21 protein-coding genes are annotated in these 18,188 nt (G+C 38.7%); all 21 read left to right on the top strand.

Going from position 1 to position 18,188, the window contains the following annotated elements:
- A partial coding sequence (locus tag AC1DQW_RS13810) for a hypothetical protein (protein ID WP_477454609.1) occupies window positions 1-692 on the top strand: 692 nt, incomplete at its 5' end.
- A 39-nt stretch (window positions 693-731) separates the two neighbouring features.
- On the top strand, window positions 732-1,622 hold the full coding sequence (locus AC1DQW_RS13805; protein WP_477454608.1) for an alpha-1,2-fucosyltransferase: 891 nt from the start codon (window positions 732-734) through the stop codon (window positions 1,620-1,622).
- Window positions 1,615-2,541, top strand: a complete 927-nt coding sequence (locus AC1DQW_RS13800; protein ID WP_477454607.1) for a glycosyltransferase family 2 protein — start codon at window positions 1,615-1,617, stop codon at window positions 2,539-2,541. Before AC1DQW_RS13805 ends, AC1DQW_RS13800 begins: the two co-directional genes overlap by 8 nt.
- Before the next feature lie 17 nt (window positions 2,542-2,558).
- A complete protein-coding gene (locus tag AC1DQW_RS13795; RefSeq protein WP_477454606.1) occupies window positions 2,559-3,443 on the top strand; it encodes a glycosyltransferase family 2 protein in 885 nt (294 codons plus the stop codon).
- Window positions 3,444-3,480: 37 nt separating this feature from the next.
- A complete protein-coding gene (locus AC1DQW_RS13790) occupies window positions 3,481-4,626 on the top strand; it encodes a glycosyltransferase (protein ID WP_477454605.1) in 1,146 nt (381 codons plus the stop codon).
- A 34-nt stretch (window positions 4,627-4,660) separates the two neighbouring features.
- Window positions 4,661-5,677 (top strand): glycosyltransferase family 2 protein, encoded by a 1,017-nt coding sequence (locus AC1DQW_RS13785; RefSeq protein WP_477454604.1) that lies wholly within the window; start codon window positions 4,661-4,663, stop codon window positions 5,675-5,677.
- A gap of 110 nt (window positions 5,678-5,787) precedes the next feature.
- Complete coding sequence (locus AC1DQW_RS13780) at window positions 5,788-6,849, top strand: glycosyltransferase family protein (RefSeq protein ID WP_477454603.1); 1,062 nt, start codon at window positions 5,788-5,790, stop codon at window positions 6,847-6,849.
- Window positions 6,850-6,876: 27 nt separating this feature from the next.
- Window positions 6,877-8,088 (top strand): glycosyltransferase family 4 protein, encoded by a 1,212-nt coding sequence (locus tag AC1DQW_RS13775; RefSeq protein ID WP_477454602.1) that lies wholly within the window; start codon window positions 6,877-6,879, stop codon window positions 8,086-8,088.
- Window positions 8,085-9,026, top strand: a complete 942-nt coding sequence (locus AC1DQW_RS13770; protein WP_477454601.1) for a glycosyltransferase — start codon at window positions 8,085-8,087, stop codon at window positions 9,024-9,026. The genes AC1DQW_RS13775 and AC1DQW_RS13770 overlap by 4 nt, the downstream gene beginning before the upstream one ends.
- On the top strand, window positions 9,019-10,002 hold the full coding sequence (locus tag AC1DQW_RS13765; RefSeq protein ID WP_477454600.1) for a glycosyltransferase family 2 protein: 984 nt from the start codon (window positions 9,019-9,021) through the stop codon (window positions 10,000-10,002). Before AC1DQW_RS13770 ends, AC1DQW_RS13765 begins: the two co-directional genes overlap by 8 nt.
- A gap of 6 nt (window positions 10,003-10,008) precedes the next feature.
- Complete coding sequence (locus AC1DQW_RS13760) at window positions 10,009-10,257, top strand: hypothetical protein (protein ID WP_477454599.1); 249 nt, start codon at window positions 10,009-10,011, stop codon at window positions 10,255-10,257.
- A gap of 7 nt (window positions 10,258-10,264) precedes the next feature.
- Window positions 10,265-11,182, top strand: coding sequence for a hypothetical protein (locus AC1DQW_RS13755; protein WP_477454598.1), 918 nt, complete (start codon window positions 10,265-10,267; stop codon window positions 11,180-11,182).
- Entirely contained in the window at window positions 11,167-11,460 is a 294-nt protein-coding gene (locus AC1DQW_RS13750) for a hypothetical protein (protein ID WP_477454597.1), read from the top strand. Before AC1DQW_RS13755 ends, AC1DQW_RS13750 begins: the two co-directional genes overlap by 16 nt.
- A 1-nt stretch (window position 11,461) precedes the next feature.
- On the top strand, window positions 11,462-11,992 hold the full coding sequence (locus AC1DQW_RS13745) for a hypothetical protein (protein WP_477454596.1): 531 nt from the start codon (window positions 11,462-11,464) through the stop codon (window positions 11,990-11,992).
- A complete protein-coding gene (locus tag AC1DQW_RS13740; protein WP_477454595.1) occupies window positions 11,971-12,927 on the top strand; it encodes a glycosyltransferase family 2 protein in 957 nt (318 codons plus the stop codon). Before AC1DQW_RS13745 ends, AC1DQW_RS13740 begins: the two co-directional genes overlap by 22 nt.
- A 17-nt stretch (window positions 12,928-12,944) precedes the next feature.
- Window positions 12,945-13,331 carry a hypothetical protein gene (locus AC1DQW_RS13735; protein ID WP_477454594.1) on the top strand — a complete coding sequence of 129 codons (387 nt, stop codon included), beginning with the start codon at window positions 12,945-12,947 and terminating at the stop codon, window positions 13,329-13,331.
- Complete coding sequence (locus AC1DQW_RS13730; protein WP_477454593.1) at window positions 13,328-14,485, top strand: glycosyltransferase family protein; 1,158 nt, start codon at window positions 13,328-13,330, stop codon at window positions 14,483-14,485. Before AC1DQW_RS13735 ends, AC1DQW_RS13730 begins: the two co-directional genes overlap by 4 nt.
- Window positions 14,486-14,495: 10 nt before the next feature.
- Complete coding sequence (locus AC1DQW_RS13725) at window positions 14,496-15,698, top strand: glycosyltransferase family protein (RefSeq protein WP_477454592.1); 1,203 nt, start codon at window positions 14,496-14,498, stop codon at window positions 15,696-15,698.
- Window positions 15,688-15,990: a hypothetical protein gene (locus AC1DQW_RS13720; protein WP_477454591.1), complete on the top strand. Its 303-nt coding sequence runs from the start codon at window positions 15,688-15,690 to the stop codon at window positions 15,988-15,990. The genes AC1DQW_RS13725 and AC1DQW_RS13720 overlap by 11 nt, the downstream gene beginning before the upstream one ends.
- Window positions 15,991-16,009: 19 nt before the next feature.
- The gene (locus tag AC1DQW_RS13715) at window positions 16,010-17,290 is read left to right on the top strand and encodes a glycosyltransferase (protein WP_477454590.1); all 1,281 of its coding nucleotides are present in this window, start codon (window positions 16,010-16,012) and stop codon (window positions 17,288-17,290) included.
- Window positions 17,277-18,170, top strand: a complete 894-nt coding sequence (locus AC1DQW_RS13710; RefSeq protein WP_477454589.1) for an FkbM family methyltransferase — start codon at window positions 17,277-17,279, stop codon at window positions 18,168-18,170. The genes AC1DQW_RS13715 and AC1DQW_RS13710 overlap by 14 nt, the downstream gene beginning before the upstream one ends.
- The last annotated feature ends 18 nt before the right edge of the window (window positions 18,171-18,188 follow it).

The raw sequence follows: 18,188 nt of genomic DNA, 5'->3' as shown, positions 1-18,188 counted from the left end.
CCTTTGACGTTTTCAGATTCAACACCCTTACAATTAATGAAAACGATGAAATTATTAATCCAGGTATAATCGGACCAGAAATTGAAGGTTCTGTAGAAATGGCCTATAATTTATTGAAAGGGGAACGGGGAAATTCAATGCCTGATCATATTTTTTCCAGAAAAATTTATGAAGCTTGTGGTGGCTTTGTATTTACTGAATATGCACAGGGAGCTGACTGGGCCACTTCCATTTTATTTTCAAAAGACACTGGTATTTGTGTTATTCAAAACGCAAATATGTACTGGCGTTATAGTGGCATTAATATTTCTTCGATAGCGTCCGCCAACAAGAACAGCATGATCAATGGTCATCTGCAATTTATATCATGGGCACTGAAGCATTTTGAATATTTAAAAACAGCTTCCTTAAATATTTCTTATGAAATGATGAAAGAAGTATTACGGACAAATTTAAAAACGGTTTTGATATACCATTATAAAGGATTTGATTTAAAGCAAACGCTGCCATTATTAATATTTCAAAATAAAAACTTCAAATTATCATATTATGACTCGTTGAAGGAATTAATTGAAATTAAGTTTTCAAATGTTCCGCTTGTCATAAATTTAAAACATCTGAATTTTAGAATTAAACATAAACTGTATAGGATTAAACATAAATTAAATCTAATCAGAGCTGAAAACGATTAAAAAAACACCTCTTACAACTAGCTTTTAGCGCAAAAAATAATGTTACTGGTTAAACTTCAGGGCGGCCTCGGAAATCAAATGTTCCAATATGCATCAGCTAAAGGAATATCAAAAATAAACGAACCTATTTATCTTGATCATCAATTTCTGGAAACCCACAACACTGACAAAGAATATTTTACAGCCAGAAAATATGAGTTGGGTATTTTTGAAAACATCAAAACCCAAAAGGCTTCCACGTATCAATTGAAACTATTTAAGAGCCAATCTCTTTATTTCAGGTTTTTAAGATCCGTTTTCAAGGTTTGCTTCATTAAACAAAAAGAAAATGAGTTCATTTTTCCTCAGGAAATATCTAAATCCACCTATCGTTACATGGACGGCTATTTTCAATCAGAAARATATTTCAAACACATACGAAAGCAGTTGACTGAAGAATTGGAGTTTCCCCCCTTAGATGCCTGTAATGAGCAGTTGAAAAATAAAATAATAAATACCCCCAATGCGGTAAGCATTCATATCCGCAGGGGGGATTATTTAAAATCTCCGGTAACTTATGATATTCACGGGGTTATGCCACCCGGCTATTATGAAAAAGCTCTGAATATTTTAAAATCAAAATATAATAACCTGACCTTGTTCGTTTTCTCTGACGACACGAATTGGGCGCTGGCCAATATAAATGTAGCCGACGCAGACACCTGTTTTGTTACCTGTAACCAATCTGCTGACAGTTGGAAGGACATGGCGCTGATGAGTTTTTGTAAACACCATATCATCGCCAATAGCAGCTTCAGCTGGTGGGGTGCATGGCTTTCTCCCAATGAAGGTGATACTTTTGCACCCGTTAATTRGTTCAACCCGGCAAAGGTTAAGTTCAATATAAATGATTTTGTGCCCAATAGCTGGAATATAATTCAGTATGATTAACCCCTTGGTCTCCGTAGTAATGCCCGCTTACAATGTAGAAAAATATATTGCTGCGAGTATTGAAAGCGTGATCAATCAAACTTATTTGCATTGGGAACTATTGATCGTTGATGACGGCTCAAGTGATAATACAGCTTTAATTATAAAAAAATATCAACTTCAGGATCAAAGAATAAAGTATTTCCATCAGAAAAACAGCGGACAAAGTCAAGCCAGAGATTTAGCCCTTAAAAACAGCACAGGTAAGTACATTGCATTTTTAGATGCTGATGACCTGTGGTTAACAAAAAAACTGTCGATATCTGTTGAGGAAATTTGTAATAATAATTTCGATCTGCTATTTACGGACGCGTATTATTTTGAAGACGGCTGTACTGATGATGTATCTAACCTAAAAGTTCTGGGAGTTCAATCGAATATTTACCAGGGTCAAACGGGTTTATCAGCCTTTTTGGAAAGCAATAAAATACCTCATCTTACCGTACTGGTGAAAAAAGAGGTATTATTGGCAGCTGGTGATTATTTAGAAATAATGGTAGCTGAGGATTATGAAATGTGGCTGCGACTTTTATATAATAATGCCATTTTCAGATCAATAGATTCCCCCCTCTCTATCTATCGCATACGGAAAGAATCGCTCACTGCCAATGACAGGTTAGCGATATTCGAAACTATGGTTATAATTAAATTATTCGCCAAACAGCATATTGAATACAAAAAAGAAATCAATAAGATTTTAAAAAACAAACTTAAATATTGGTTATATAACGGATATAAGCCTACAAAAATCAACTACAGAAAAATATTACTGGGTATGTCTCCAAACCTGATTACGTTTTTTTTATACCTATTAAGTTTTGGGCTATCCTTTAAATGGATAAGAAAAATAACTAATAAAATTTATTTTACCGCTAATTGATATAAAATAATTACCTGATGCCACCCATTTTAGTTTCTATAATTGTCCCTTGTTATAACCAGGGTCAATACTTACCGGAAGCGTTAAACAGCGTATTAGGGCAAAGCTATACAAACTGGGAATGCATCATTGTCAATGATGGCTCAACTGATGGCACGGAGGAAATATCTACTGAATATTGCAGGAAGAACAAACAATTCAAATACATTACAAAACCGAACGGTGGCGTAAGTTCCTCCAGAAATGAAGGAATGAAGCATATCAGAGGAGATTATGTGAAATTTTTAGATGCTGATGATTGGCTGGCTCCCACATCGTTGGAAAAGAGCATCTTGTGCAATAATAACAACGATTTAATCATCAGTAAGGTAAAATCATTCATTGAAGAAGAAAAGGAATTTGTTGATTACTACTTCGATCTGTCAACAATTGAGATTACCTACCAAAAAATACTCTTAAACTGGGCTGTAAACTTTGACATTCCTATACACAGTGCACTCATATCGACAAAATTGCTAACAAATTTCCACTTCAATGAGGAATTAGATATAGGTGAAGACTGGCTAATGTGGTTGCATATTTTCAAACAGAAACCTGCCATTTTCATCATTAATGAGCCATTGGTTTTTTATCGTAAGTGGCACAATAGCGCGACAACCCATTTGAATAAAACGCTGATCAATGAGTTTTGGGCTTATCAATATGTTATAGCACATTTCAATTTAGATCAAACCGAATCAGACATACTTAACAACCGCATTTTAAAAAAGTTAACTGATAAAATCGAGTTCCTTGAACAGAGCAATAATTATATAAAGAATTCTACCTCATTTAAACTTGGGTATTTCTTTGTCAGCCGATTTAAATTTCTTCATAATCTTTTAACGATTAAAAAGAAATGACTATTTATACAAATTCCATCTATAGATATCAATTTTAATGAATATAGCCTTTATTACTGAGATGGCCGGACATCCTTGGGGTGGCAGTGAAGAGCTGTGGTCACGAACAGCAGTCCGATGTAGTAAAAATAACCATAAGGTCTTGGCATGTGTTTATGATTGGGACCCTGAGCCTATTCAAATAAATAATTTGATTGCCGAGGATATCCAGGTTATAAAATTAAAACCTACTTTAAATGCCCCAAAAAGATTCTACAAACGTCTATTCAACCATTTTGCAGGCACTTCCCCCCGTCACGCGCAGGAAAATACGTTAAAAAAAATCCAATCTTTTAAGCCGGACATAATTTGCATATCTCAAGGTGGAACATTTAATATCAGCGCGAATAAATATTTATATAATTTTCTAATGGGTTTGACCACCCCGTTTGTGATCATTTGCCATCACAATAGTGAATATGGCGGGGGATTTTCCGATCAGCAAGCTCGCTATGAAAAATCGCTGTTTAATAAAGCACGATCTGTTTTATTTGTAGCTGAACGAAATCTGGAAACGGCCGAAAGGCAGCTGGGGTGTAAAATCCAAAACGCAATGGTCATCGGCAATCCGGTAAACCTCAAAAATAAAGGCATAAAAAGTAATCATAACAATACGGATCAACTTAAAATGGCCTGCGTAGCCCGTTTGGAAACTGCTTTTAAAGGCCAGGATATATTATTGCAGGCGTTAAATGAGGATCTATGGAAGGATAGGAAATTTCATCTGAAATTATATGGAGCGGGACCAGATATGGAGTACCTCAATCGCCTGATTAAATATTATGATCTCCAGGATAATGTCACCATTGTTGGCCACACCATGGATATTGACAGCATCTGGCAAGAAAATGACCTGTTAATACTTCCATCGATCAGTGAAGGAACTCCTTTAAGTTTGGTAGAAGCAATGTTAAGCGGAAGACCGGCATTAGCAACGGATGTGGGCGGAATATCAAAATATATTATAAACGGCGTTACGGGGTTTTTAGCTCCTACCGCATCAGTTAAGTGTCTGTCAGCCGCAATGGAAGACGTTTGGAACAATAGAGAAAAGTTAAAAAAAATGGGAGAAGAGGCCTATATACATGCCCTGTCCATTACAGACCACGAACCAGAAATGACCCTATTAGGCAAACTGATCTGAAATACCGAACCGGATTTCCACTTATCACAAAACTATGATTAAAGAAGGCATATCTGTTATTATTTGTTGCTACAACAGTGCGGAAAGGCTGCCGGAAACCTTAAAGTATTTGGCTTTGCAGCAAATTCCGCCCGATACGTCATGGGAAATCATCGTGGTTGATAATGCTTCTGTTGATGATACAATGAAAGTTGCAAGGGAGCAATGGAACACATACACTGTACCATATGTTAATTTTAAAACACTGGAGGAATTACGCCCGGGTAAAAATCATGCGTTAGAGACCGGTATCATTAACGCAGCTTATGAACTTATACTCATTTGCGATGATGACAATTGGCTTAGGGACGATTATATCGACAGGGCTTTGCGTATTATGCGAAGTGCTCCTGCAATTGGAGCCGCAGCCGGCCAAAGCGTAGCGGTAACCGATGGGGCGATACCCGATTGGTTTGAAACTGTGCAATACTCATACGCGGTAGGCAAACAAAGCGAGACAACAGGGTATATAGATAAAAAAAAAACGCTTTGGGGTGCAGGCATGGTTTTTAAAAAAGCTCTATATAACAGGGTTTATTTAAATTCCCCATCCTTTTTAACAGGGCCTAAAGCAAACACCCTGGCGCGCGGGGAGGATGTGGAATTTTGTATGCGCTTAAGAATACTTGGTTATGATCTTTATTATGACGAAGACCTTTTTTTTAAGCATTACATGCCACAGGAACGGCTAACGTCGGCGTACCGGCAGCGTTTTTTTGAGGGATCGGATTACGAAAAACGGATCCTAGGTTTATGCGGGTTGCAATTATCAATAAGTAATTTATCAACGCTTAACAGTGCTATACTCCTGTCCGCCAGTATTTTGCGTTACATACTGATCAAAAGCAGCTTTAAAAGCCGCTGGAGCAGCAAACATGAATCGGAAGTCATTTATTTGTTAACCGGAATTAATTTAGAAGCTGTTCCAGAGGACATCAAGCAAATCAGAAAGCTATACCTCGATTTATCGTCGGACAAAAAAAAACAAATGTTTAATATAATATATACCTGAATTTTTACCGGATGCTTTTGGACACCGGGCAATAAGCCTAAGAATACAAGATAAGCAGCGCCATAAAGTATGATACTCATATGTTAAACATATATAAACATTCTCATTTTTTGCCTAACCAATTTGGACATGGAGGCGAAAAACGAACTGCTCAAATCAGTGAAATTGTGAGTAAGGCCGGTATCCCGTTTACCGAAGCCGACTTTTCTGCCTATGCGCCATCAACCAAAAGCGTGCTTCATTATTTAAGAGGAGTAGTCTACAGCAAAAATATTATCATTGGCCTTAAAAGTAACTACGCTATAGGCCGGTATTTAAAACAGTTTGAAGATTTTGTAGCTGATACAAGACCCGACTTTTTTATATGGGAATCAACCGTTGAGTATAATTTATTGCTTGCCGAGGTTTTGCATAAACACAGGGTTCCGTTTGTAGCTATACCTCATAATATCGAATCGTTGGTAAAAGGTGCAACCAGCAGGCTTTCAAAAAAAAAGTCATTTAGTTGGTTAACCGAAGAACTTGGATATTTAAAATATGCCGACCATATCTTCGCTATATCAAAAGAGGAGCAATGGCTTTTGTCTGTGTACGGTATTAACGCCAGCTACCTTCCTTATTATCCCCCCGAGGAATTAAAAACAAGTTTATTAGCTACACGGAGCGAAAGGGGCAAACGCCCACAAATTCAGCAACCCGTAAAACAAATTTTGTTATTAGGTACTTTTTATAATAAACCCACCTACAACGGGTATGTTGAAATTATAAACCAGGTTAAAAAATATCCATCCATACAAATACAGGTTGCGGGCTTAGGCTCCGAGCAGTTAAAGGGAACTTTCAACCGGGATAATATAAAAATATGGGGGAGCGTAAGTAACCAGGAGCTAAATCATTTACTTATTAATTGCGATTACGCCCTGGTGCACCAGGAACCAAGCTCGGGTGCGCTAACCCGCATACCCGAATTACTGCTTGCCGGCTTACCGGTAATAGCAAATAACAGCGCGTCAAGAAGCTATCACGGGCAGCAAGGGATATACACATATCATAACTATACCGAATTAGCTGATTTTATTAACAGTGAATTGCCCGTGCCGCCGGCACCAGACCGACCGGCCGGCGAAAAATATTTCATTGATTATTTAAAAAGCGCCATCGGCCACCTATAAAAACAATTTATTTTCATCAACCAACCTTTGCATATAGCTTACATTTCCTATGAACATCCCTTAGGCATTGCCAGTGGTGGCATTGGCACTTATATAAGCCATGTGAGCAAACTGATGGCGATGCGCAGCCATGATGTAGAAGTTTTTAGCGGAAGCCCAAATGCTACTTCTTCGGTTATAGAATTGGATGGTTATAAGCTACATCTAATAGCTACACAAGATAAAGCCACATTTAAAACAAGCGTTTTGCCTGTTTTTGCCGAATCACATGAGGTGTTACCGTTTGATATTATTGAATCTCCGGAATTTGGGGCAGATGGGTTAGAAATAAAAAAAGCTTTTCCAGCATTACCACTTAGTTTAAAACTTCATACACCCTCTTTTTTAGTAGGCAAATTAAACTCAAATAAAATCACCATTCTTGATAAGTTACGGTTTATAGTAGGCGGTTTAATTCGATTGCAGCGGGTAAAATTTTACTGGCGATACAACAAACACAACGATCCTGAATACGAGTTATTCAATTTAGCCGAATCTGTTGTAAGCCCGTCGGCAAATTTGTCGGCTATTGTAAGGGCCGAATGGAAAAGCGACAAAGAGATACAGGTAGTGCCAAACCCTTTTATCTATAGCAATCACAATTTTAAGGCTGTTATGGCCTCCCCAAAATCAAACACAGTAATAACCTTTATTGGCAAACTGGAAAAAAGAAAAGGAGTATTAGATTTGATGAACGCGATACCACAAATTTTAAAATCATTTCCAGATACGGAGTTTGTTTTTGTTGGCAGCCCCTCTCCATCTCCCAACCGGCACCTGAATATGATTGACTATATGAGCGAAAAATTAAGTAAGTATAGGCGTTCATTGAATTTTTTGGGGTTTCAACCCCACCACAAAATTTCGGCTATAATTGAAGGAAGCGATATTTGCATATTTCCCAGCCTATGGGAAAACTTTCCATATGTATGTTTAGAAGCCATGGCAATGGGAAAAGCTGTTATTGGAACAAACAACGGCGGCATGGCCGAAATAATTAACGATAATTTTAATGGGCTGCTTATTCCGCCCAGGTCGCCAAAAGACATTGTAATAGCGGTAAAAAAACTTATTACAAACCAGCACCTGATAGTTTCATTAGGCAATGCGGCAAGGGAAACACTTGCAACCCGATACAGCGCCGACATCATCGGAAAGCAAACAGAAGATGTTTATTTTAATACTATCGCTCATCAATGATTAAGGTTACAGTAATAGTTTGTACTTATAACCCCGATCCGAAAATATTAAAGGAGACATTGCTTTCTCTTAAAAATCAAACTTTAGATAAGCGGTACTGGGAATTGATAGTTGTTGACAACAATAGCGCTTTTCCCATACCAGAGTTGAATCATCTTGACTGGCACATCAATTCGCAGGTAGTCATCGAACAAAAACCTGGATTAGTTTATGCACGTTTGGCTGGTTTTAATTTATGCCAGCCTGGTTCCCTGATCGTATTTGCCGACGACGATAACATACTCAATGAAAATTATTTAGAAAACTGCCTGGCATTTAGTTTAACCCACCCTCACGTAGGTTGTTTTGGCGGCCGGTCGTTACCTATGTATGAAACCACTCCGCCTGATTGGTTTTTTACCCTCGGCATTAATTTGGGCTGCCAGGATTTTGGCGACAAAGAATATATTTCCCGTTATAATGACATCGATTATAAGCTCAGCCATTATCCTGAAAAGGCCCCTATAGGAACAGGCTTAGTTGTAACCTACGATGCTTTTTTGGCCTATGCAAAAGGGGTGAATGATGATAAATTAAAGTTAGGGAGAAAAGGCGCGGATTTAACATCGGGCGAAGACAACGATATTATATTAACAATAGTAAGCAATCAATTTGAAATAGCCTACGTTCCCACGCTAATTGTTAATCACATTATCCCCAAAAAACGATACAGTTTTACTTACCTTAAAAACATGGCCTACAAAAGTAATATATCATGGATTAAGGTTTTAGAAATGCACCATATCAACCCCCACCTAAGCATCCCCAAATGGACTGTTCCGCTTAGGCAGGCCAAAGCTTGGATTATGCTTAGCGCGTGGAAAAACAAGGCAAATTATATTAAATGGGAGGGTGCTTGCGGAGTTTTCCGGGCTTTATCAGAAATAAACAATGGCTGAAAACACGCCTCTTAAACCAATACCACTACCAGATTATAGTTCATATCAGTCGCGGTTATATGAGTTATATCCTCATGCCTTCCCGTTAAAAGACGTGCCTTTTAGTGCAAAAGGGAATCTAAAACATATTCCATCCCCGCTCCATCAGCAAAAAAATGGCTGGCCGTGGACTATTGAATCAACCGTAAAATTTCAAGACAAAAATAACTGTCCAAAAGTATCAGTTGTTGTGCCCAGTTATCAACAGGGTATGTTCATTGAGGAAACCATCAGGTCTGTGCTTTTACAAAATTACCCCAATCTCGAACTCATCATTATGGATGGCGGATCAGGTGACAGCACGGTTGATGTTTTAAACCATTATAAAGATTTCATAAGCATGGCGGTCAGCGAAAAGGACAGAGGCCAATCGCATGCAATCAATAAAGGTTTTTCAATAGCTACCGGCGAAATATTTTATTGGTTAAACAGTGATGATTATTTAACCATCAACGGCCTTAATAACGTTATACCACATTTTATAAGCGACGCAAACCTTGATATAGTTTACGGCGATGGATTAACATTGGATGACATTACTGGTGATGTAAAAATTCAATATGCCCCGCTTGTATTAGAACGCTATTTGCGTTTCGGCGGTATTATACTTTCGCATTCGGTTTTTTGGCAAAAAAAAGTGCATGCCCAAATATGGGAAGACTTAAACTGTGCCATGGATGCCGAATTATGGCTGCGTTTATTTCCCGGAAGAGCAACCAAGCACATTCGCATCCCTATAGGAACCGCCCGAAAACACGCTGATCAAAAAACCACAGATACTGCCACCTGGTTTAAAGAATGGCAGGATGATTATGACAAATACATTTGGCAATATTATAGCCCGATAAGTAAATCAATTTGGAAATATCGGGTTTACGAATACAGGATCGTTCAGAAACTGTATCATTTATTATATTACAAATCCCTCAAAAGTTAAAACAGTTTGCTTAATAAGATTCTGCCTCAACCTGTTACAGATTTTGCATGCGGTGGCACAGAAGACTTTGTAGCAGCCTATCACCAGGAAGTTATAATGGCACAGGCAGCAACTTATATGATTTGTATAAATTCAATGCCGGGTTATTATATGTTTTCCCAGGAAATTAAAGCTATGCCATTGGATAATGTTGTAGCAAGGCACTACACCAGTAACGTAAGACACCTATGGCGGGATGTTTTTTTCAGGATATAATTTGCCTTTGATACAGTTAATCATTAATGTTTTATACCGTTACCCTAAAGCCAACTTAAAAAGGCTGGCGCGCTTCGGTGGATATTTTGCTTATCGTAAAATGATGCATGGGCAAAAATTAATGATGCAGGCATCAAAGAATCTCCCCCCCGTTCACTCACCTGCCGATGGCTTACCAGTTTACTTTTTAACCGGGAAAAAGTATTTATACCAAACCCTGTTTTGTATTCAATCATTAGTAAAAGTTAGCCGGGCTTCATTTAAATTCATATTGGTTGATGACGGCAGCTTCGACGATCAATTAATTGAACAGATAAACACACAATTGCCCGGGGCAGAAATTGTGACGCGGCAAATGATCAACCAAAACCTCAACAATTCATTGCCAAAGCATCAATACCCGGCTTTACACCACAAACGCGAAGTTTATCCGCATATTAAAAAACTGACGGATGTACATACCATTCCCGGTAAAGATTGGAAACTCGTTTTAGATTCGGATATGATGTTTTGGGGTAATCCGCTGGCTTTAGTTAATTGGCTGCAAAAGCCTGAAAAACCGGTATATATGCAGGATTGCCAGGAATCATATGGCTACACCAGGCAATTGATGGAAGAACTTTGCAAAAACAAGATTCCGGCATTGTTAAACGTAGGCGCTATTGGCCTCAACAGCAATGCAATAAACTGGCACAATTTAGAAAGCTGGACAAAAGGGTTGGAAGACAAAGAAAGCAGCTCATATTACCTCGAACAGGCTTTAACTGCTATGCTATTAGCCAATGTTGAAGCAGTTGTTTTACCGGCAGATGAATATATTGTTAATCCGGATACGAACAGGATTAACCATCATATTGGGGCACTTCATCATTACGTAGATTTATCAAAAAAAGGATACTTTAAGAAAGCATGGAAAGCGATATAAATAAAAATATCCAATCCTTATGGATAGGCGGCCAGTTGTCGAAGGTTGAACAATTATGCATCCAATCGTTTATTGATCACGGGCACAATTTCCAATTGTATGCCTATGAAGAAATAACCAATGCACCTAAAGATACCCAAATTCACGACGCAAGGAGTATTATTGGCGAAGATGCTATTTTCAAATACAAAAACCGGCTGGGGCGCGGGATCAGTATCGGGTTTTGCCGACCTGTTCCGTTTGCTGATGGTTCAGCAAAATGGGGGCTGGTGAGTTGATATGGATATCATTTGCCTCAAAAAATTCGATTTTGAAGCCGATACCGTTTTTTGTTCAAGCTACGAAGGCGAATATGACCAGTTGGTAAATAATTGCGTTTTTAAAGCGCCAAAGGGCAGCGATTTTGTACAATACTGCCTTAACCAAATTGAGCAGATTGATCTTAAAACAATGTCTTTCGGTTTAGCTGGTCCGTTTTTATTTCAAAAAGCGGTAAAAGAGCTGCAACTGGAAAAATTTGTACTTTCGTATCGCTACTTTAACCCCATCGCCTGGAAAAACGTAAGCGAACTGATTTTAGGAAAAATGACCCCGGTTAATAAAATCAAAGAGGTGTTAAGACCTGTATTAAAACCTGATACTATGTCCGGAAGAAAAATAAGCACGGAGTCATATAGCATCCACTTTGGGAACGAGATATGGAATACCGGAAAACTTGATAAAAACGGCCGGTACGATAAAAACTCGTTGTTTGAAAAATTAAAACACAAACTCGGTATAAAACAAAGATGTCAGCGCAAAGTCCATTAGTTTCGGTTTGTATCCCGGCTTACAATTGCGAAAATTATATCAAGGATACCATTGAATCTGTAATAAATCAAACCTATAAAAACATCGAAATAATTATAGTTGATGATGGTTCTACGGATAACACTAAAACAGTATTACAAAAACTCAATTACAAGCATATAAGTATATTCCGTCAAAAAAATGCAGGAGCTGCCGCTGCACGCAATGCAGCCTACAGTAAAGCAACCGGGCAGTATATTAAGTTTTTGGATGGGGATGATCTTATAAATCCGGAGATGATAGAAAGCCAGGTAAAACTTGCTAATGAAAACCAGGGTTGTATAATTTCTGCTAAATGGGGCCGGTTTTATAATAACGACCTGGGAACTTTTAAACTAAGTCCCGAAGATTGTTGGAAAACGCTACCTGCCTGTGAATGGATTTGCTCGTCATGGAAAAACGGCCATTCGATGACCCAATCAGGTATGTTTTTATTACCGAGACAGGTAATTGAAAGCGCCGGCTACTGGGACGAACAACTCACCTTAATTGACGACCTGGATTTTTTTACCAGGGTAATACTAAAAAGTAAATTGGTAGTGTTCGATCCGGGATCGATTTTATATTATCGTTCAGGAAATAGTGGCAGTTTATCGGGGCGTACACAACAGGAAGCTATGCTTTCTGCATCCAGATCATTAGATAAAGCAACAAAAAATTTATTAGCTGTACATTCAACTCCCGAAGCTAAATTGGCTTGTGCTAATGTTTGGCAACATTTTATTTACATTATTTATCCAAGGTACCCGAACCTGGTAAAAACTGCACAAATAAAAGTTAATGAGCTTGGTGGTTCATCGCTTAAATTTATGGCTGGTGGATCAACAAAAATTATGGTCTCCTTTGTAGGATGGAAAATTACCAAGCTGGTGAAGCATTTTATTAATCGTTCATAACTTCACCTAAGCTATCCATGAACCTTTCTGTTGTATACAATCCCTATAAACTTATTAAAAGGTTAGCACTTGAATTAAACAGGAAACGAAGACTTGCAAAACTCCGAAACACTCCGGGGCTCAATCCTAAGCCCGGTCATCTCAATTCGCTTGAATTGCTTGAAAATATCTGCAATGGCAGATTGATAAAAGCTAATCCTGCAATATTTGATATCGGCAACAATACAGGTACCTGGACTCTGTTTGCAAAATCAATTTTGGCATCAGCTATTGTATATACCCAGTTCTTAGACATCGCCAATTGCCTTACCGGTTTTAAATTTCAGCTTTTTGCATTAGGTAATAATACACCTGTGGGTACCGAGCTAAACCAGATCGACGTTTTGTTCAAACGTCTGCCATGAGAATACTGTTATCGTTTTTACAGGATATTGACACTAAACCGCATGCCATACCTGCATACCGTTTCTGGCCCTATTATATCAAAAATGGCATTGAAGAAGCCGGAATGCAATGGCTTGAAGTACCAGGGCTTGACTGGGCCGCTGGTTTAGTCCCCTACGAAAACGATCCGGCGCTACAAAAATGGAAAGAGCAAGCCTGGGAAAAAACCTTAACTTATATTAAGGCAAACCGCCAGCACATTGATATTTTCCTTTGCTATTTATACCCTAAACAAATTGATCTGCAGGCCATAAAACAAATAAGGGCATTAGGGATTCCATGCGTTAATTTCTATTGTGATAATGTTCGGTCGTTTGCCAAACTGCCGCATGAATTTAAAGTGTTCGATCTGGTTTGGGTTCCCGAGTTTGAAGCTTTGGACATGTACAAAAAAGCAGGTGTAGTCCATATCAATCTGCCTATGCCCATGTGGGTTGATTCCCGCTACCGGACCAGCCCTGAACAGGAAACAAACAGCATTTCATTTATTGGTTCAAAAGATTATTTAAGGGCGCAGCTTTTGGCAGATGCCATCAGTAAGGGACTGCCAGTACAGATCAGGGGAACTGGCTGGGATAACTCAACAGTACAGGCAACAACATTGCAGGTGTCAAATTTTTCATCCAAAATTAAAAACCAGGTAAACCTCATCCGTAATTCGGGGGTCAAGGGTTTTGCGGCTTACCATCTTAAACGTTACGAAAAAGTAACACCGGCAAACATACCCGGTGAAAATATATTTGAAAAGCCCGGTTTTGAAGAATACATGAGGCTTACCCGCGAAAGCAGCATAACCTTGGGTATAAACAGGGTGCCGACATTCAATACTTTTAATAAAAATATTTTAACCTATAGCAGGCTCCGCGACCTGGAAGCCCCTATGCTGGGCGCATGCTTTTTAACTGAATATACCGCAGGTTTGCCCCATTTATATGAATTGGGCACCGAGATTGAAACTTATTCCAATGCAGATGAGTTAGTTCTCAAATACAGGGAACTGGCAGCTTCAAAAAGCAAGCGGAAAGAACTGAGAATAAAGGGACAACAAAAGGCACTTAGCGCGCATTCCATCCCTCAATCATTACAAAAAATTAAATCCAGGCTATTCAACTAACAGTAAATCATTGCCTAAAAATATCTGTATTATAACCCAATCGCACCTCTGCCGTAACCCAAGGGTTTTAAAAGAGGCCACTACTTTGGCCACAGCAGGTTATGAGGTTTGTATTTTAACGGGTATTATTTCGGCAGATTTGTACCAACAGGATCTTGACGCCATCAAAGCCTTTCCCAATTTAAGTTTACAGGTAGTGTCTGATCTTTCGGCATCAACAATTTACTCATTTACAGATAAGCTTTTCAATAAGCTCGGCCGCTTGCTTACCCGTAATTTCAAAATAGAAACTGGCTTATCGCTCGGTTATGGGGCTGTCCGTTATTATAACAAAGCTAAAGCCATTAAGGCCCAACTGTACATCTGTCACCAGGAACTGGCTACCTATATTGGCACTAAATTATTAAATGCGGACCTTAAAGTTGCTTTTGATTTTGAAGACTGGTATTCTGAAGATCTGTTACCCGATGCACGCGCCGAAAGACCAATCAATTTACTGCACCGGGCTGAATTGGTAGCCTTAAATAGAGGTGTATTTTGTATTACTACTTCAAATGCATTGGCAAAAAACCTTTCAGCTGTTTATGCATGCCCAACACCACAGGTTGTATACAATGTATTTACATCACCCGGTATTCCATTTAAAAAGGAGTTTTCAAAACCTTTAAAACTGTTCTGGTTCTCCCAAACGATAGGACCAGGCAGAGGGCTGGAGCAATTCATTAAATTGTTAGGTTCAATTAAACCCAGGCTTGAAATACACCTGCTTGGTAATATTGATAATGGATATCGTGAAAAACTGAATGCACTGTTGACAAAACAACACCTTCTATTTTTTCATGACACGGTTGAGGCGCATAAACTGGCCGAAAAAATTGCAGAATTTGATGTAGGGCTGGCTTTGGAACTTGATACCCCCATGAGCCGTAATTATACAATTACCAATAAGTTTTTTCAATACATTCAATCTGGTTTACCTGTTATTACCAGCGAAACCGAAGGGCAAAACGAGGCGTTTGAAATGTTTAAACCCGGCTTTAAGTTACCACTGCAACCAGGCGATGTGCAAATAGCCGGGCTGGAAAAATGGCTTAATGACCCTGTAGAATTACAGGCCGCAAAAAACAGGGCAATTAAAGCGGCCGCCTTTTATAATTGGGAAAATGAATCAAAAAAATTGCTTGCTTTAGTAAAAGATGCTCTTGAAAAATAAGGTTAGCCTCCGGATCAATCTTGCGCCAGGTGATTATCCCCATGCAAAACACATCCTAAAACACCAGTTAGATATACTTTCAAATCAGGTTGATGAGATTATTTTGACTGTAGATACCCGGCAAAGTAAAGGTAAGTTTGCGAAGGTATGGGATGCAAATAAAGATCTGTTAAACCAGTTTCTTTCTGTATTGGTTTTATCACTTATGATATATGTTCCTTTATCAGGCGGCCACTGGACAGGGCTTTGTGGCAAACGGATATACTGTTCATTAAAAAAACTCACCAGCTAAATCAGAATAAATATTGGGATTGAAAAAGTTGCTCATCATTTCACCCTACTTCCCCCCGGTAAACGGCGCTGATATGCAGCGGGTGCGCATGAGCCTGCCCTATTTTGCGGCTAATGGCTGGGATGCCGAAGTAGTTATGGTTGATGAAAAGTATACTGATTTGAATATGGATGGACTGTTAACGCAAAGTGTACCGGCAAATACAAAGATCCATAAAGTTAAAGCATTCAAAAAGCAATTTACCTCTAAATTAGGTCTGGGCAGTGTCGCTTTACGCTCGTTATGGTTTTACAAACAAAAGGTAAGCAAACTTTTAAAAGCTCAAAAATTTGATCTTATCTATTTTTCCACCACTCAATTCCCGGTTTGTATTTTAGGGGTCTACTGGAAAAAACGTTTCGGCATTCCTTATGTGATCGATATGCAGGATCCATGGTTTTCCGATTACTACCAGGATAAGCCAATAACTCAAAGACCACCTAAATATTGGTTCTCCTATCGCCTTAACAAATACCTGGAACCAATAGCCATAAAAAATGTAGATGGTTTAATCAGTGTATCTGATGATTACATCGATGATTTGAAAAACAGGTATCCTAAAATTAAAAACATACCTGCTGCTACCATAACTTTTGGGGCGTTTGAACCAGATATGCAGATAGCGGGGGCAAATAACAAAACATTCGATAACCTACTTACAGAAGGATTAGTCAACATAGTTTATATAGGCCGGGGTGGGGCAGATATGCATAAGGCCATAACGCCTTTATTTAAAGCGCTTAAAACTGCATTACGAAATGAAAATGAGGCTTTTAAATTGCTAAAATTTTATTTTATCGGCACAAGTTACGCTCCAAATGGTCAGGGCAATCCAACTATCCTTCCACTTGCCAAACAGTATGGTGTAGGGGACCAGGTAATTGAAATTACCAATCGGATTAGCTATTATCATACGCTGGCTACTTTGCAACAGGCCGACGCTCTTTTTATTCCAGGGTCTGATGATCCTAAATACAGTGCTTCAAAAATATATCCATACCTGCTAACTCAAAAACCAATATTGGCTGTTTTTAACCCGGCAAGTTCAGCAATAAATATTATGAAGGAATATGGAGTTAAGCATGTTTATGATTATGATACCATATCAGATGCAAATATTAACGCGTTCTTATCAGCTTTGCTTAATGGCAATCCAGAACTGCCCCAATATCACGCCGTAGCTGTAAATAAATATTCGGCAGAGCAAATGACCGTAAACCAATGCAAACTTTTTGATAAGGTTATTAGTGGAAAAAATTAAAAGAACGTTTGGCTTTATATTTAACCACAGTTTAGCTAAAAGGCATCCGGTTAAGGCGCTCACCCGGTTTTTATGGTGGCAAATCCAAAGCAGCTTCAGGCCATCAAAGCTAATTGTAAAGCCTTATTTGGCAGGAATAAATTTTTATGCCCGCAAGGGTTTAACCGGTATTACCGGCAATATTTATACGGGCTTACATGAATTTAATGACATGGCCTTTTTACTGCACTTTTTAAGGCCCAATGATATTTTTTTTGATATTGGCGCCAACGTAGGCTCTTACACTTTATTAGCATCCGGGGTATGTAAGGCCAAAACCATCGCCATTGAGGCCTCTGCAAACACTGCGGTTATTACCAATAAAAATATGGGGCTAAATCGGCTTCAGGATAAAGCTACCCTGATTAACGCTGCAGCCGGGGCAAAAGCGGGTGTACGCACATTTTCAAAAAACGAGGATACTACCAATCATATCATCAGCCCGGACGAGTCCCAAAATACCGAAGTAGAAACAGTAAACGTAATCAGCGTAGATTCACTTACCGTAAAAGATAAACCCGCATTAATAAAAATTGATGTAGAAGGTTTTGAAACCGAAGTATTGAAAGGGATGAATAATACACTAAAACAGGAATCGCTTAAAGCTATCATCATCGAACTTAATGGCAGTGGCACGCATTATGGATTTAATGAAGAGCGTATCCATCAGTTACTCCTGGCAAATGGATTTAAACCTTACCAGTATGACGCTTTCAAAAGGGATTTAAATTTGATTTCCTCATTGGGTATTTATAATACCATTTACTGCAAGGATCCCGACTATATTAATGCGCGGTTAAAAACTGCCAAAGGATTTAAAATTATGGGCGAAACCATCTGATATGCGCCTGGCCATTAT

This window comes from Mucilaginibacter sp. P5_A4 (assembly GCF_056400605.1).
The sequence above is the reverse complement of the archived record's forward strand: the minus strand, read 5'-3'. Positions and strand labels throughout refer to the sequence as shown.